The following is a 17,146-nucleotide window of genomic DNA, read 5'->3' on the forward strand; positions in this document are numbered from 1 at the left end:
TGAAAGGAGGTGAAATTATGATAAAACAGGACTATTCATTTGAACTTGCCGGGAGGCTTATGGGCATATCGCCGTCTTTTAATACTGGCGGCAGCGCATATGAAAGAAGTGCCGTGAGTACTTCGGCCTTTAACGAGGTTTTAAGTACTGCCTCAAGGAGTGGTATGGGCAGTCCGGCAGCAGTAAAAAAGGGCACTGAGATTGGTGCCGTCCGTGACAGTGCAGTGGAGCAAAGACGTACAATAAAGAGCTTTAGAGAAGCAAGGGAAGTAAATAAGCAACAGGAGCCGGCTTGCGTAAGTTTACCGTCGGATAAGGCTTGCAGAAGTAAGGGCGATATGGATGAAGCCGAAAGCAGCAAGTCTGATAAGGCATCCTCCACGCAGCAGGCTGATATGGCACTGGAGGGTCTTGCTCATATACTTGGCTTGCAGCCGTCGGAGCTTAAAGAGATACTGGAGAGCATTAATATTCAGCCGCAGGATCTTATTGACCAGAGCAAAGCAGCAATGATTTCCGACAGGCTTTCCGTGCTTGTGGGCCTTGACGTAAGTCAGTCACAGGCGCTCAGGCAGATTATTTCCGTTTTGGGAAATGCCTTGAGTGAAGCATATGCAGATCAAGATAGCGCAGGGTATACTTTTGAGCAGCAAGGCGGCTTAATCTCGAATGACAGCGGCAAGCTGTCTAAAAGCAGGCAGGCTGGCAGCGCAGATTCTCCGCAAATAGTTGTTGTTGAAGACAACAAGCCTGCCATTGATATTTTACAGGCAATGGCAAAGCTCAAGGTCAACCTTGAGGAACTTTCCCGCAAGCTTCAGAACAACCCGGCTGCTTTTGCGGCAGAAGTGTCTGAAGACATAAAGTCTATGGCAGCGGATAATTCCGTTTCCTTAAACGCAGAAGAAGCGGTCATGCAGGAGGATGAAAATTCCGATGTATACGGCATGAAGCAAATAAGCTCGCAAGAGAGTGAGGGAAAGAGCCTTCGTAAGGACGCGCGAGGGGATACCGGCACACGGGGCAATGGAGACGAAGTATCTCTGAATGCTTCCCCCGAGATGAATACACAGGTAGATAGTGAAAGCTCCTTGCAATTTGCAAGCATGGTTGAAAACCAGCCCTCACAGAGTGTAAAAGCATCTGAGGCAGTAAAGGAAGCAAGGCAGAGCAGTGTATCCCGCAATGACATTTTAGATCAGGTTGTAAATAAGGCCAGAGTGATCATTTCAGGTGAAAAATCAGAAATGATAATGGATCTAAAGCCGGATAGCTTAGGTAAGCTGTCACTTAAAATAGTCACTGAGCGCGGAATGGTTGTGGCAAAGTTTATTGCTGAAAGCCAGCAGGTGAAAGAGGCTATTGAGGCAAATATGCAGACCCTGAAGGATTCTCTTGAAAAGCAGGGCTTAAGTGTACAGGGCTTTAGCGTATCAGTCAGGCAGGATGCCCACAAGGGGTTTTACAGGGAGGACAGGTATAATGCAAAGAGCGGCGAAGCCGGTGCAAGGCTTGGCAGGGTAGATGGAATAACGGAGGATGAGGCTGCCCTTTTAGAAGGCATCAGCAGCGCAAATCCATATGCATGGGGAGACAGCAGCATTAATCTCACGGCATAAACCAGCTTGAATTAAATTAATAAAAGGACAGGAGGTGAGATAAAATGGCTGTTGATCAGATATCTGGTCAAAAGACTATAGAGCAAATTATACAGGATACCGCAAATAAGAGCGATAAGAGAAACACAGGGGAGCTTGGAAAAAGTGATTTTTTAAATCTTCTTGTAACTCAGCTCAGGTATCAGGACCCTTTAAATCCTGTGGAGGACAAGGAGTTTATAGCTCAAATGGCTCAATTTACATCTCTTGAGCAAATGCAGAATATGAATAGCACGCTCACACAGGCACAGGGCTTTTCTCTGATAGGCAAGACCGTTACGGCGACTGTGACCGATGAAACAACTAAAGCTATAAGTACTGTGGAAGGCAGCGTCACAGGAGTCAAAATGATTAGCGGGAAGGTGTATGTGGTTGTAAATGAAAGAGATGTTCCCATAGAGAATATAAGCAACGTAACTGACGCGGCAAACACATTAAAGCCTGATCTTTCGCAGTATGTCGGGCTTATAGGCTCTAAGGTCACAGGCTTTGTTTATGATTCCTCAACCGGTTCTCTGGTTCCTGTAAGCGGAATGGTTAAATCCTTGAAAATGGGAGCGTATGAGGATTACTTCGTAATGGACGGAGTGGAGGTGGATGTATCCAGGATAGTTACCGATACTCCATCTGCCGATCCCGATTTCAATAAGAATTATCTGAATGCAAACAAGGGCAAGGAGGTAACTCTTGAGGTCGTAGACAGAAGCAGCAATGCCAAGGTGAAGGTTAAAGGCATACTTAAGGATTATTCAATAGGTGACGACGGGAAGATTAAGGCAGTTCTCGATAAAGTAAATGTTCCTGTGGAAAGCATGACCGACGTAAGCGGTACTCGGCGTCCTTCAATATCTACATATACAAGCCTTATAGACCATCAGATAAAGGGCAGCATATATAACGGAAATATGACTAACTCAGTGAGTATAAGCGGAATTGTCAAGTCTGTTAAATCTGGATTATATGAGGACTATGCCATAGTAGATGGTATAAGAGCAGAGATTGTGGAATTAAACGGCCAAAGCTCTTCTTCCGATCAAAACGCTATTATAGACTATCTTAACCAGCATCAGGGAGAATCGGGCGAAATAGACGTTATAATAAGAGATTCCGTTAGCGGACAAAGGGTTGCTGTTAAAGGCACGCTTGCAAGCTATGAGAATGTGGACGGTAAGCTTATTGCGGTAATAAACCAGGTGAACCTTCCTGTGAATGACATTACCGATGTACTGCCAAAGAGCTGATATAAATAAGGGGAGGTGCTTATATGGTAGTTAACAACAAGTTTTTAAACGGCATTAACGGAATACCGAACGGTGCTCCGATTGCCTCTACCGTAAAGAGTCCCGGCCCGGCACACGGTGAGTTTGATAAAATACTTAAGGAAAAGGTAAATGAAACCTCCGGGCTGAAGTTTTCAAAACATGCCGAGTTAAGACTTCAGGCCAGAAACATAAATATATCCGGCGCGTTAAAAGACAAGCTCAGTGGTGCGGTAGATAAAGCTCAGGCTAAAGGGGTAAGGGATTCGCTTGTTATTGCGGATAACGTGGCTTTTGTGATAAACGTTAAAAGCAGAACGGTAATAACAGCTATAAGCAGTGATGAAATGAAGCAAAATGTCTTTACGAATATTGACGGAGCGGTTTTTGCTTGATTTTTAGAATGGGGTAGGGGTACTATCGCAGGATAGGTAAAAGGTCTCAAAATTTCAATGACGCTCAAGTGCCTTTGAAAATATCCCGATAATATATTCGGTAAAATTATGATTGCAGCCGGACCCTTTCGGGAGGCTGGCTATTCCGGAACGATTGAAGGAATAGAAAACGAAGGAGGTTGTTTTAACTATGATGAGGTCTATGTTTTCTGGTGTGTCGGGGCTCAGAACCCACCAGACCAGAATGGATGTTATTGGTAATAATATAGCCAATGTAAATACCGTTGCTTTTAAATCAGGAAGGGTAACCTTTCAGGAGGTTTTCAGCCAGACCGTCAAAGGAGCAACTGCTCCTAGCGACGAGACGGGAAGAGGCGGGCAGAACCCTATGCAGATAGGCTTGGGGGTTGGAGTCGGGTCTATTGATACTATAATGACGGGGGGGAGTCCTCAAAGGACGGATAACCTCACCGACGTAGCCGTTGACGGTGACGGCTTCTTTATAGTGCAGGGCGGCAGAAACGACACCTACAGGTTTACAAGGGCAGGGAATTTCGGACTTGATAAGCTTGGCAATCTGGTAACGGCAAGCGGTATGAATGTAATGGGCTGGCAGAATTATAAGGTTAACCCTGACGGCTCATATGAGTTCAATACTGAGGATGCTCTGGAGCCCATAAACATATATACTGGCAAAAGAATGATAGCCGCTAAGGCTACCTCAAATGCCGCATTTGAAGGCAATTTGAATGTAGGGCTTTCTGCTCTGGGTGCGGCTGCCGCAGCGTCAAACGTGCAGGTCACCGTTCCGTTGACGGTTTATGACAGCCTTGGCACGGCCCATAAGGTGGGAATACAGTTCTGGAAGCTCAGCTCGGTTGATACAGGTTCGGGAGTTAATACCTCATGGAGATGGTCTGTGGATACGGGGGCGCCTTCAATGGCCACCGCTTCGGGAGTTTTAATATTTAATGAAAGCGGAAGGGTGCTGGCTTCCTCGCTTACAGGCACAGATGTCACCTTTACCCCTGCCACAAGCTCGGGTACTACAAGCTTTGATGTTTCCTTAGATTTTAGGAATCTTACAATGTATGCCTCCGACAATTCAGTTCAGACATCCTATGTTGACGGATATACCACCGGAGAGCTGGTGACCTTCAATGTAGGCGGAGACGGCATACTGACGGGAGTATACAGCAACGGAAAGCAGCAGCCGCTGGCTATGCTGGCTCTGGCAAGCTTCAGTAACCCTGCGGGCTTGCAGAAGGTAGGGGAGAACATGTTCCTTCCCACCACAAACTCGGGAGATTTTGAAAAAGCGGTCAAGGCAGGCTCGGGAGGTACGGGAATGCTAAATCCGGGAAGTCTGGAGATGTCAAATGTCGACCTGTCCAGAGAGTTCACCGAGATGATAGTTACTCAAAGAGGATTTCAGGCAAACAGCAGAATCATTACTACATCCGATGAAATGCTTCAGGAGCTGGTTAACCTGAAAAGGTAGTGATTAATAATCTGGCCGTAGGCTGCCGACAAATCCTGAAGGAGGGGGCGGCCTACGGTAAAATTATATTTTTAGTATTCTTTGTCAAAAATGTGTGCCGTAAGCCTGCTATTTTTTAAATGAGCCATATATATACATAAATTCATAAAACTTAGGTTAAATCGAAATTTTCTATTGAGTTTTTGAGGTAAAAATATTATGATAAGATTGTCGAGGCTTAATGGAAGCAGTTTTATTTTAAACTGCGAGCTGATAGAGACGATAGAAGAGACACCTGATTCTGTTATAACTACTATAAATGGTAAAAAGCTTGTTGTGGCGGAAAGTGCCGAGGAAATCGTTCTTAAGGTTATAGAATATAAAAACAGGCTGAGCCTGAAATGATTTGTTTAAACTATACTCAAAAGATAAAAGGGGGCATAAGTTTTGGAGGGAAAGGGAAGTTTATTTAATATTATTCTTTTGATCATTATTGCTTTTCTCACTTTAACCCTTGCTGCACTGGCGGGTTATGTCGTTCTCGGAGGGGGCTCGAAAGACTCGGGGGCTGTTGCAAGCAACATAGATACAAGTATTCCATCCGACGATGATTTAGATATGTTTTCTCTATATGAAGGAAAGACCTATTTAAATTTAAAGGCTACCGACGATAAGACGGTACCTGTAATTCAGATAGGGTTACAATTAAAGCACTATAAGAAAACGCCTAAGGGCAGCAGCATAAAAGACCCTCTTGCAAAAATTGAGCTTTATCAGAACGAGATAAAGCAAATAGCAGGCACATATTTTATGGGGCTGACTTCTCAGGATGTAAGGGATTCGGATGCAAAGAAAAAGGCTGCTGAGGACCTTAAAAACAGCATTAACGATTTGCTTAATAAAAATGAGCAAAACAAATATCCCATTGTTTATGACATAATATTCAGTGAGTGGTTTTGCACATAGGGGGGTGGTAACTGGTGGGAGATATTCTATCTCAGAACGAAATAGACGAGCTGCTTAAGGCCTTAAATACCGGAGAAATTGACGTACAGCAGATGCAGACCACTACCCAGGAGAAGAAAATAAGAAGTCATGATTTCAGGAGACCCAGCAAGTTTGCCAAGGATCATATAAAGACTTTACAAATAATAAATGATACATATGCCAGGCTTATTACAAACTTTCTTTCGGGATACTTAAGGACTCTTGTTCAAGTAGAGGTTGCTAATGTTGAGGCTGTTTCATATTATGAATTCAACAATTCGATTTCAAATCCCGTGGTGCTTGCGGTGGTTGATTTTACACCGCTGTCGGGTTCTATAATATTTGAGATATCACCTGCAATATCCTTTGCCCTTGTAGACAGAATATTGGGCGGCAAGGGTACTATGATTGACAAGGTGAGGGGCTTCACCGAGATTGAGCTTGCAATTATTGAAAGAATAATTATTCAGATACTCAATTTAATGAAGGAACCGTGGGAAAACGTAATAGCCATAAGGCCTAGATTGGAAAAGATAGAGACAAACGCACAGTTTGCCCAGATTATTTCTCCTAATGAGATGGTTGCTCTTGTGACCTTTAATGCCAGAATAGGAGAAGTGGAGGGAATGATCAACATATGTATACCGCATATGGTGGTTGAGCCTATAATATCAAAGCTCAGCACCAGGTTCTGGTTTTCAACGGTAGAGAAGGAGATTATCGGAGAGTCCAAAGAACTGATAGAAGTGAAAATAAAGAACACAGTGATTCCTATAAAGGCGGTGCTTGGACGTACTACAATATCCGTCAATGACTTTATAGAGCTGCAGCCGGGAGATGTTCTTCCGTTGGATTCCGCTGTAAACGGTAATTTGGAGGTATTGGTGGGAGATCTCTTAAAGTTCTATGCAAAGCCGGGGGTCAGGAAAAACAAGACAGCGGTAAAAATTACTGATGTTGTTAAAAGGGAGGATGAGTAAAATGGGGGATATGCTTTCTCAAGCTGAAATAGATGCTTTATTAAACGGAACACCTGTGCCCGACGGCGATGCTTCACAACCTGAGGCTGCGTCTGAGGGAGATCTGTCTACACAAGAAATTGACGCATTAGGGGAGATAGGGAATATAAGCATGGGTACCTCGGCTACCACTTTGTTCACTCTGCTTGGGCATAAGGTTTTGATAACAACACCCAAGGTCAGTGTAACAACATGGGAGGAGCTTTCAAAGTATTACAGTGTGCCTTATGTTGCTGTTAGAGTAGAATATACATACGGTCTCATCGGAAGCAATTTACTCATACTTAAGGAAGAGGATGTAAAAATCATTACCGATTTGATGATGGGAGGAGATGGAGGCAGCACTTCAGGGGATTTGACAGATTTACATTTAAGCGCAATAAGCGAAGCCATGAATCAAATGGTGGGATCATCCGCCACCTCAATGTCTTCCATGTTTGATAAAAAAATAGACATATCACCCCCTCAGTCCTTTATAATGCATTTTGATTCTTCACAGCCGTATACTGATTTTGATGAAGACTCTCAGCAGCTTGTGAAGATTGCTTTTAAAATGGAGGTGGGTGATCTCATAGACAGTGAGATTATGCAGCTGATTCCCATAAAATTTGCAAAGAGCCTTGTGGAAAATTTGTTAAGTGCGGGGGAGCCTTCGGAAGCGGAGAGTGTTGTACACAATATTCCTAATGTGCAGCAGAGCCAGATGCAGCAAATGCCTCAGATGCCTCAGATGCCGCAAATGCCGCAAATGCCGCAAATGCCTCAAATGCAGCAAATGCCTCAAATGCCTCAAATGCAGCAGATGCCCCAGATGCCTCCGCAGCAAAATTACGCGCCGCCTATGGGACAGGGCTCCGTTTATTATGAGCAGCCCCGGCAAAACAGCAATGTAAATGTTCAGCCTGCTCAGTTTCAGGCATTTGATGAAGGAAGAATAGCTCTGGAGAAAAAGAACATAGGACTTATTATGGATGTACCGCTTCAGGTAACTGTTGAGCTGGGCCGCACCAATAAGCTTATAAAGGATATACTTGAGTTTGGGCCGGGATCGATTATAGAGCTGGATAAGCTTGCAGGCGAGCCGGTGGATATACTTGTAAACGGCAAGGCTATTGCCAAGGGAGAGGTAGTGGTAATAGATGAGAGCTTCGGTGTCAGAATTACCGATATTATACACCCTTCAAAGAGACTTTGACGAAAAGTAATTGATTTTATAGGCAATTTCTTTTAGCTAGACAGCTAAAATTTGCTTTTTGCTTGAGCGGGTTAATGTAAAGACATTGTAATGCAAATGCATTGTAGGGACAAATTATAATTTAAGGAGAGGGATAAGTAATGGGAAAGAGAATTCTGATTGTTGACGATGCTGCTTTTATGAGGATGATGATAAGGGATATTCTTAATAAAAACGGTTATGAGGTAATTGGAGAGGCAGAAAATGGAGGACGAGCAATACAGCAGTATAAAGACCTGATTCCCGATCTTGTTATAATGGATATTACAATGCCTGAGGTGGACGGAATTCAGGCAGTTAAGGAGATTAAAAAAATAAGCTCGGATGCTAAAATAATAATGTGCTCCGCTATGGGCCAGCAGGCAATGGTTATTGAGTCCATTCAAGCTGGGGCAAGGGATTTTATAGTAAAGCCCTTTCAGGCAGAAAGAGTGGTTGAGGCAGTTAAAAAGGTACTTGGCTAGACCTTGCTTTAAACTTTAACTTAAATGGGGTTATAAAATGTTTGCTCAAGTAATAGGGATTTTACTGGCGTTTGGGTCTGTTTTGTTTTTGGCTGTTATATTTACACGATTTATGGCAGGGAAGGCAAAAAGAACTATGAAGGGCCAATACATGAATATAGTAGAATCCATGAGCCTTGGGGTGGATAAGCAAATTCATCTCATAAGGGTCGACAGGCAGTTCGTTCTTGTTGCCACCGCCGGTAAAAATGTGGAGTTTCTCACTATAGTAAAGCTTGATAATTATGTAGACAACGATGAATTAACTCAAAATGAAAACGCATTCGATTTCAAAACCTTTTTTAACAAGTATCTTCAAAATTATAAGGATAAGAAAAATGGTAAGGAATCAAAAAATGCAGCACAAGAAACAGAAGATGAAAGCGTTGAAGATATCATTGGTAAAGGGCAAGCTGGTGCTGGAGGAAGCTTGGGCAAAGAGGTTTTTAAGAGTAACCTCAGCAGGTTAAAGTCCATTACCGATGTAATCTATCGGCAACGCGAAGAAAATGGGGATGATTAGACAAATGAAGATAAGAAGGACGAGGATTCAAAGAGTATGCCTTATGGCGGCAGTTATCAGTTTAATACTTGCAGTATTTGTATCTTCGGCTTATGCCGAGCCAACAATCCCTTCCTTCAGGTTCGGATTTGATATGGAGCCCTCGCAAGATCCTCAGGATGTTTCAACCAGTATACAAATTTTAATAGCTCTTACCATACTGTCAATAGCTCCTTCCATACTAATAATGATGACCTCGTTTACGAGGATAATTATTATATTATCGTTCTTAAGAAATGCAATGGGAACACAACAAATGCCGCCGAATCAAGTGTTGATTGGGCTGGCTTTATTTCTGACATTTTTTATTATGGCCCCTGTGGGCAACCAGATTAACAGGGAGGCCTTTCAGCCGTACAGCACGGGGCAGATACAGCAGCAAGAGGCTATAGACAAGTCCTCTTCAATCATAAAAAATTTTATGCTTAAGCAGATGAGAAAAGACAGTGAAAAGGATCTGGCCATGTTTGTAAGGCTTGCTAAAATAGAAGGCCCCGTCACGCCGGAGGAACTTCCTCTGTCGGTAGTGGTTCCTGCTTTTTTGGTTAATGAACTGACAGTTGCTTTTAAATTCGGATTTTTAATATTCATACCTTTTCTGATTATTGATTTGGTGGTTTCGAGTACACTTATGTCGATGGGTATGATGATGCTTCCTCCCATTATGATATCACTGCCCTTTAAGATATTGCTTTTTATAATGGTGGGAGGATGGGGGCTTTTAGTTGAGTCCATAGTGAACAGCTTTGTAATGTGAAACCTTAAGAGTATGTTAAAATTGTGCTTTACATAGATTTAAATTCAATGGCTTTTATAAGGAGGTCTAAGCTTATGGATCAGGGAATTGTTATAGGTCTTGCACAGCGTGCTTTGAATACCGTGCTGCTTGTTTCGGCACCTATGCTTGGGTTCAGCCTGCTGGTTGGAGTTACCATAAGTATCTTTCAGGCTACCACTCAGATACAGGAGCAGACATTGACCTTTGTTCCTAAAATTCTTGCGGTTATTGCCGCAGTGGCACTGTTTGGTTCATGGATGCTTAGAGTGTTGATTGAGTATACACAGGATTTATTCCTTCACATAAATGATTTTTTATAGCATAACATGTTTGATAATGGAGGGCTGATGATTTTAAAAGTATTATGATTATACCTTTTGATATACTGCAAAGCGGAATAGAGATATTTTTGCTGGTTTTTGTGAGAATGACGGGCTTGTTTGTCATAGCACCTATTTTTGGGAGGAGGAATGTTCCTACATATTTAAAAATAGGGTTTGCGTTTTTTTTGGCGCTCATACTGGTGAGTGTGAGTACCACCAGTCTTAATTTGCCGGACTACAACGCAACTATTATTGGATTTATACTTATTGTTTTTAAAGAGTTTATGGTCGGGATAGTTTTGGGATATGTATCATACCTGATTTTCACAGCAATTTATATTGCGGGGCAGATTATAGACATGCAGATCGGCTTCGGTATGGTAAATGTGCTCGACCCCGTCAGTAACATTCAAGTTCCCGTTACATCGAATTTTTATTTTATAATCAGTATGATGGTATTTTTGATGTTTAACGGACATCATTTGCTGATAAAAGCTCTTTTTGACAGCTACAGCTATATCCCTTTGGGAGGTGCGCTGTTCGGAAGTGAGCTGATGAATGATGTTATGAGAGTTTTTGGAGATGTATTTGTAATTGGCTTTAAAATAAGCGCCCCCATTCTTATTGCAATATTGGTAACGGATGTTGCGCTCGGTGTTGTTTCAAAGACAGTACCCCAGTTTAATGTATTTGTTGTGGGTATGCCTTTGAAAATATTAATAGGACTTGCTGTCATGATAATTACTGTTCCTGCCTTTGTAGCATTTATTGAGGTTTTAATAAATGGAATGAATAGTGAGATGCTTGATTTTATGAAAGATATGGGGCCAAGGTAATGATTGTTAAGCCGTTAAACCTTCAATTTTTTGCGGCAGACGGTAAGACCGAAAAGGCCACTCCCAAAAAAAGGAGAGATGCCAGAAAAAAAGGTCAGGTTCTGCAAAGCAGGGAGATCAGTACAGCAGTTGTGCTTATATTTGTTTTTATGGGCCTTCGGATTTTCGGAGGCAATATATACAGAGAAATTATTGAATTTATGAGGAGAGCGCTATCCCAATATCCTATGGAGGATGGACTGTTTACAATAGATGCCCTGTTTAAGCTTTTTGCAGATGTGGTATTGGTTTTTTTAAGAAGTCTGGGCCCCATATTTGCGATAGCTATGATAACGGGACTTGTAGCAGGCTATGCCCAGATTGGCTTTTTGTTTACAATTGAAACTCTGGCTATGAAGTTTAACAAAATAAATCCCGCAAACGGGCTTAAAAGGATTTTTTCAATCCGTTCAATAGCGGAGCTTTTAAAATCAATTATAAAAATAGTGATTATAGGATATATTGCGTACTCATATTTAAGATCTGAGGAAAATAACGTAATAAACTCAATGGACATGGACGTTATAAGCACTGCCGCTTATATAGCTTCAGCCTCAATCAACGTGGCAATAAGGATATGCGTAGCTCTTATATTTTTAGGCGTTCTTGATTATGCATACCAATGGTGGGAGTATGAAAAGAGCCTTAGAATGACAAAGCAGGAGATAAAAGAGGAATATAAGCAGGTTGAGGGTAATCCTGAGATAAAGTCAAAAATTAAACAGAAGCAGAGACAGATGTCAATGCGAAGGATGATGCAGCAGGTTCCTAAGGCGGATGTGGTAATAACAAACCCAACACACTTTGCAGTGGCAATTAAATACGATCTCGAGGTTTCCGATGCGCCTGTTGTCATAGCAAAGGGTCAGGACTTTATGGCCTTAAGGATTAAGGAGGTGGCAAAGGAAAACAGCGTTGAGATAGTAGAAAACAAGCCTTTGGCCAGAAATCTCTATGACACTGTTGATATAGGGCAGTCCATACCGCCTGAATTGTATCAGGCAGTAGCGGAAGTGCTTGCATTTGTGTATAATTTAAAGAAAAAGGGCAGGGTTGGTTGAATCCAGTAAAACAGACTAATGAAGAGGGGGGAAAGAGGCAAAATGAGAATGGGAAATTATGCGGTGCCTGCAATACTTGTGGTTATTATTTTAGCATTTATTATACCTATTCCCCATACCATACTTGACTTTCTTATCGTAATTAATATAGCAATAACGCTTATTCTTATGTTAAACACGGTATATATGAAGAATGCCCTGGATTTGTCGTCGTTTCCGTCTTTGCTTGTGGTAACCACCTTATACAGGCTGGCTCTTAATATAACAGCCACAAGGCTTATACTGTCAAGCGGTGATGCGGGGGAGATAATACGAGGCTTTGGAAGCTTTGTCGCAGGGGGAAGCCCGGTTATAGGCTTTATAATGTTTATAATTATAATGATAGTAAACTTTGTGGTTATAACAAAGGGCTCCGAGAGGGTTGCCGAAGTAGCGGCCAGATTTACCTTAGACGCCATGCCCGGAAAGCAGATGGCTATAGATGCCGACTTAAACTCAGGCATTATTACTGAAACTGAGGCAAAGAACAGAAGAAGGATAATTCAAAGGGAAGCCGATTTTTACGGTGCTATGGACGGTGCCAGCAAATATGTTAAAAACGATGCCATTGTAGGAATTTTAATAACCATTGTCAACATAGTGGGAGGCTTTGTCATAGGCATGGTTATGATGGGCATGGAGGCAGGTAAGGCCCTTGAGACCTTTACAATACTGACTATAGGGGACGGGCTTGTAAGCCAGATACCGGCTGTTATGATATCCGCCGCTACCAGCTTTATTGTCACCAGAGCGGGTTCAGACAGTGAAATGAGTCAGGACATCTTAAAGCAGATGTTTGTAAACAAGAATGTTATGTATATAGCTGCGGCTACATGCGTTATTCTGTCGCTATTTCTGCCTAAGGTTCCCTTTCTGCTTATAGCCGCTGTGCTTGCCTTTGTGGGCTTCCGCTTGGGGAGGCGTGAAAATGCGGTAATGAAGCAGGAGGAGGTAATGGTTCAGGAGAGCGAGGTAGAGGATATAAGGAAGCCGGAAAATGTTGTTGCTCTTCTGCAGGTTGATCCTATAGAGCTTGAGTTCGGCTACGGTATAATACCCTTAGCCGACGTCAATCAGGGGGGAGACCTTTTAGACAGGGTTGTAATGATAAGAAGGCAGCTTGCGCTGGAAATGGGGATGATAGTGCCCATAATACGCTTGAGAGATAATATACAGCTAAGCCCTAATGAATATATTATAAAGATTAAAGGCGTTGAGGTTTCAAAGGGAGAAATAATTTTAGATCACTTTATGGCTATGAATCCCGGAATGGTTGAGCAGGAGCTGGATGGAATAAAGACCACTGAGCCTGCGTTCGGGCTTCCTGCAATCTGGATAAGCGAAGGCCAGCGCGACAGGGCTGAGATGTATGGGTATACGGTGGTTGATCCTCCGTCTATAATAGCCACACATCTGACTGAGATCATTAAGAAATACGCTCATGAGCTGACAGGAAGACAGGAGGTACAGAAGCTTATTGACAATGTACGGCAGAATTACCCCGCAATTGTTGAAGAGCTGGTGCCCAAGCAAATGGCTGTAGGCGAGATTCAGAAGGTGCTTGCAAATTTGCTCAAGGAGGGAGTTTCTATAAGAGATATGGTTACCGTTCTTGAAACTCTGGCCGACTATTCGCCTGTTACTCACGACACCGATATGCTCACTGAATATGTGAGGCAGGCTCTGGGAAGAGCTATTTCCAAGAAATTCATAAATGATACCAAGTCCAATGTCATAACATTGGACCCCAAGCTTGAGCAGATTATTATGGATTCACTTCAGAGAACTGAGCATGGCTCATACATTAATCTTGAGCCGTCTATTACAAATACTATCATAAACAGCCTGTCAAAGCAGGTTCAAAGGCTTGTACAGCTTGGGCAGCAGCCCATTATTCTTGCGTCTCCAGTTGTAAGGCTTTATTTTAAGAGGCTTACGGAGCAGTTTATGCCGGGCTTGATAGTGTTATCATACAACGAGCTGGATCCTAATATAGAAGTACAATCAGTTGGGATGGTGAATGTATAGAGATGAAAATACGTCGATATGTGGGGAATAACACCCAGGAGGCAATGTTAAAGGTAAAAATGGACTTAGGCAGCGAGGCGGTTATTCTTAATACAAGAAAAATAAGAAAAAAAGGATTATTGAGCTTTTTTTCCAAGCCCTTAATCGAGATTCTTGCTGCTGTGGACGACAACTACAGTACAAAAATTGACTCTGGCAAAAAGCCGGAAGGCGACGCCGCAAAGCATACCATGAAGAAGCCTGCAAGCCGGGCAATGCCGGTACAGAGTCCTTTGCCGGCAGCAATGTATTCCAAAAGCGCTTTAAATGAAAAAGACGATAAATATTCCGGGCTGGAGAATAAGGTAAACAGCATGGAGGTGCTTTTAAAAAGGATATATGAGCGCATGGACACTCCTGAAAATGAAATTGCGCCCGAGGCAGAGCCGCAAAGGGACAAGCTGTCCTCCGAAACGATGAAGCTGTTTTACAATAACCTTATAAAAAATGATGTTGACGCAGAACTGGCAAAGAGGATTATTGAAGCTGCCAGCGGAAAATTGGGTCAAAGTCCGAGTGCAAGTGACATTTCTTCCGCTTTATATGATATAATTATAGATATGCTGGGCAAGCCGGAGGTTATAAAGCTAAGGGACGACGGCAAGCCCACGGTTGTAATATTTACAGGTCCTACGGGAGTGGGCAAGACAACTACTATTGCAAAAATTGCCGCCAGCTATTTGCTGAACATGAGAAAGAGCGTGGGGCTTATAACAACCGATACATACAGAATAGCTGCGGTGGAGCAGCTTAAGACATATGCGGAGATTCTTGGAATACCTGCGACGGTGATTTATTCGGCAAATGAAATAGACGATGCCATTAAGGCATACTCCGACAAGGACATTATACTTATAGATACGGCAGGCAGGAGCCACAGGAACAAGGAGCAGTTTGAAGAGCTCAAAAACACTATTACCGCCTTGGGGGCGGACGAGATTTACATGGTGATGAGCACCACCACAAATGCCGGAAGCTGCAGGGATATTTTAAATAATTACAGCTTTTTGAAGGATTACAAGCTGATATTTACAAAGGTGGATGAGACTCCTCTTATGGGGATCATACTCAACACGAGGGTATGGACCGACAAAAAGCTATCTTATATGGCAGTAGGGCAAAGCGTGCCCGACGATATAGAGGTGGTAAACACTGAAAAGATAGCAAAAATATTATTAGGGAGTATTGCTGGAATATGAATGATCAGGCAGATAAGCTGAGGCAAATAATTGACAACCTGAGATCCCGTCAAAACACTAATTATGCCGCCGTCGCACAAGCTGCCGAAAAAAAGTCGGCTAAGGTGGTTACCGTTACAAGCGGCAAGGGCGGAGTGGGAAAGACCAACATCACAATAAACCTTGCCATAAGCTTGAGTGAGATGGGCTATAAGGTTATAATACTTGACGCCGATTTAGGATTAGCCAATATTGATGTTCTGTTCGGCATTAATCCCCGGGATACACTGGTTGATGTAATACATGGGAGAAAAAGCATATTGGAGGTTCTTGCCGACGGGCCAAAGGATGTTAAGTTTGTATCGGGAGGCTCAGGGGTAGAGGATCTGGTTAAAATGGATAAGGAGCAGCTTGACAATTTTGTAGGCAATATTGCAATGCTCGACAAGCTTGCCGACATCATACTGATTGACACGGGGGCGGGTTTGTCGGACAGTGTAATGAGCTTTGTAATGGCGGCCGATGAAGTAATTTTAGTTACCACACCCGAGCCCACTTCTATTACCGATGCATATGCTTTGATTAAAATGGTTGTGGGAAGGGATAAGGATAAGGTTATAAGGGTGGTTGTAAACAGGGCGGAGGATGAAAATGAGGCTTCCGAAATACTGGGCAGACTCTCAATGGTTGCAAAGAGGTTTTTATCTATTGAGCTTAAGTCACTGGGGTATGTGCTTCAGGATCAGATGGTAATTAAGGCGGTGAAGCTGCAAAAGCCTTTTACCTTGAGCTTTCCAAAAAGCCACGCGTCCAGGCTCGTCAGGGAAATATCAAGGAAACTCATGGAGGAGAGAAAGATTGCCGCGGGGAATGGGCAGACAGGAGTGAAGGGCTTTGTAAGCAGGTTGGTAAAGTTTTTAAATTCGTAGAATAATTTGGGTTGCCATATATACTTGTCTTAAATAAAATATAATATAGAGTATTGTAAACCGCATTATTATCAGCATAGGATGTGTTAAATATGAAAATAACAGATTTAGAACCGGGTATAAAGCTTGAAATGGAATTGTATGATAGAGATGGCAAAGCAATGGAGCCGATACTTATTAGTGAATTTGAATGGGCTGAGGATGACGGCTTCGCCGTAATAGCAGCTCCAATACATGAAGGGATTATTTATCCTGTGCATACGGGTACTGTGATTGATATTTTTTTTGGATATAAGCTGAACAATGCCCGTGGCATGAACATGTATAAGCTAAGAGCAAGGGTTAGAGGCAGACGAGTGGTTGATAACATTGCCCTGCTGGAAATTATTCCTGAGGGAGAAATAGAAAAAATACAGAGAAGACAGTATTTCAGGTTTAGTTGCTCTACGGCGGTATACTACAGGGCTTTGGTTTTATCAGGCAAGGAGGAGACGGCGGACGGCGGCGAAGAATATAAAAGGGCTCTTGCGGTAGACTTGAGCGGCTGCGGTATGCGTATGCTTACCGTTGAGAGGCTGGAGTACGGCACTTTTCTGGAGATAGAAATAAAGCTTAATGATAATATAAGCCTTAAATTGCCGGGAAAGGTTGTGAGAGTAACGCCTATTGAAAATAACGACAGCTTTAAGTATGAGGAAGGGATTTGGTTTAAAAAGATTGATAGTAAGCACAGGGAAGAAATTATCAGATACATTTTTCAGGAGCAGCGAAAACTTAGAAAAAAAGGGCTGATATAGGT

General features: G+C 42.7%; 18 protein-coding genes. All 18 read left to right on the top strand.

Annotated features, from left to right (window positions below; translation table 11 throughout):
• Nucleotides 1-17: 17 nt before the first annotated feature.
• The 18 genes from DFR58_RS12385 (at nt 18) to DFR58_RS12470 (ending at nt 17,144) form a co-directional block, all read left to right on the top strand.
• Nucleotides 18-1,619: a flagellar hook-length control protein FliK gene (locus DFR58_RS12385; protein ID WP_114298166.1), complete on the top strand. Its 1,602-nt coding sequence runs from the start codon at nt 18-20 to the stop codon at nt 1,617-1,619.
• A 44-nt stretch (nt 1,620-1,663) separates the two neighbouring features.
• Nucleotides 1,664-2,899: a flagellar hook capping FlgD N-terminal domain-containing protein gene (locus DFR58_RS12390; protein WP_114298167.1), complete on the top strand. Its 1,236-nt coding sequence runs from the start codon at nt 1,664-1,666 to the stop codon at nt 2,897-2,899.
• A gap of 23 nt (nt 2,900-2,922) precedes the next feature.
• On the top strand, nt 2,923-3,312 hold the full coding sequence (locus tag DFR58_RS12395) for a TIGR02530 family flagellar biosynthesis protein (RefSeq protein WP_114298168.1): 390 nt from the start codon (nt 2,923-2,925) through the stop codon (nt 3,310-3,312).
• A gap of 190 nt (nt 3,313-3,502) precedes the next feature.
• Entirely contained in the window at nt 3,503-4,813 is a 1,311-nt protein-coding gene (locus DFR58_RS12400) for a flagellar hook protein FlgE (RefSeq protein WP_114298169.1), read from the top strand.
• Nucleotides 4,814-5,011: 198 nt separating this feature from the next.
• Nucleotides 5,012-5,197 carry a flagellar FlbD family protein gene (locus DFR58_RS12405; protein ID WP_114298170.1) on the top strand — a complete coding sequence of 62 codons (186 nt, stop codon included), beginning with the start codon at nt 5,012-5,014 and terminating at the stop codon, nt 5,195-5,197.
• 42 nt (nt 5,198-5,239) lie between these two features.
• Nucleotides 5,240-5,758, top strand: coding sequence for a flagellar basal body-associated FliL family protein (locus DFR58_RS12410; protein ID WP_114298171.1), 519 nt, complete (start codon nt 5,240-5,242; stop codon nt 5,756-5,758).
• Between the two features lie 14 nt (nt 5,759-5,772).
• Entirely contained in the window at nt 5,773-6,759 is a 987-nt protein-coding gene (gene fliM, locus DFR58_RS12415) for a flagellar motor switch protein FliM (protein WP_114298172.1), read from the top strand.
• Nucleotide 6,760: 1 nt separating this feature from the next.
• The gene (gene fliY / locus DFR58_RS12420; protein ID WP_114298173.1) at nt 6,761-7,993 is read left to right on the top strand and encodes a flagellar motor switch phosphatase FliY; all 1,233 of its coding nucleotides are present in this window, start codon (nt 6,761-6,763) and stop codon (nt 7,991-7,993) included.
• A 140-nt stretch (nt 7,994-8,133) separates the two neighbouring features.
• Nucleotides 8,134-8,496 (top strand): response regulator, encoded by a 363-nt coding sequence (locus DFR58_RS12425; RefSeq protein ID WP_114298174.1) that lies wholly within the window; start codon nt 8,134-8,136, stop codon nt 8,494-8,496.
• Nucleotides 8,497-8,533: 37 nt separating this feature from the next.
• Entirely contained in the window at nt 8,534-9,058 is a 525-nt protein-coding gene (locus DFR58_RS12430) for a flagellar biosynthetic protein FliO (RefSeq protein ID WP_114298175.1), read from the top strand.
• A 4-nt stretch (nt 9,059-9,062) separates the two neighbouring features.
• On the top strand, nt 9,063-9,854 hold the full coding sequence (fliP, locus tag DFR58_RS12435) for a flagellar type III secretion system pore protein FliP (protein ID WP_242987599.1): 792 nt from the start codon (nt 9,063-9,065) through the stop codon (nt 9,852-9,854).
• Between the two features lie 74 nt (nt 9,855-9,928).
• Complete coding sequence (gene fliQ, locus DFR58_RS12440; protein ID WP_114298177.1) at nt 9,929-10,195, top strand: flagellar biosynthesis protein FliQ; 267 nt, start codon at nt 9,929-9,931, stop codon at nt 10,193-10,195.
• A gap of 44 nt (nt 10,196-10,239) precedes the next feature.
• Entirely contained in the window at nt 10,240-11,034 is a 795-nt protein-coding gene (fliR, locus tag DFR58_RS12445) for a flagellar biosynthetic protein FliR (protein WP_114298178.1), read from the top strand.
• The gene (flhB, locus tag DFR58_RS12450; RefSeq protein WP_114298179.1) at nt 11,034-12,134 is read left to right on the top strand and encodes a flagellar biosynthesis protein FlhB; all 1,101 of its coding nucleotides are present in this window, start codon (nt 11,034-11,036) and stop codon (nt 12,132-12,134) included. Before fliR ends, flhB begins: the two co-directional genes overlap by 1 nt.
• Nucleotides 12,135-12,152: 18 nt before the next feature.
• Nucleotides 12,153-14,201: a flagellar biosynthesis protein FlhA gene (flhA, locus tag DFR58_RS12455; protein WP_479722740.1), complete on the top strand. Its 2,049-nt coding sequence runs from the start codon at nt 12,153-12,155 to the stop codon at nt 14,199-14,201.
• A gap of 2 nt (nt 14,202-14,203) precedes the next feature.
• Entirely contained in the window at nt 14,204-15,439 is a 1,236-nt protein-coding gene (gene flhF / locus DFR58_RS12460) for a flagellar biosynthesis GTPase FlhF (protein ID WP_114298181.1), read from the top strand.
• Nucleotides 15,436-16,347, top strand: coding sequence for a MinD/ParA family protein (locus DFR58_RS12465; RefSeq protein WP_114298182.1), 912 nt, complete (start codon nt 15,436-15,438; stop codon nt 16,345-16,347). Before flhF ends, DFR58_RS12465 begins: the two co-directional genes overlap by 4 nt.
• Nucleotides 16,348-16,439: 92 nt before the next feature.
• Nucleotides 16,440-17,144, top strand: a complete 705-nt coding sequence (locus DFR58_RS12470; protein WP_114298183.1) for a flagellar brake protein — start codon at nt 16,440-16,442, stop codon at nt 17,142-17,144.
• Nucleotides 17,145-17,146: the final 2 nt, after the last annotated feature.

Origin of the sequence: Anaerobacterium chartisolvens (assembly GCF_003337415.1) — a bacterium.
Lineage (GTDB): Bacteria > Bacillota > Clostridia > Acetivibrionales > DSM-27016 > Anaerobacterium > Anaerobacterium chartisolvens.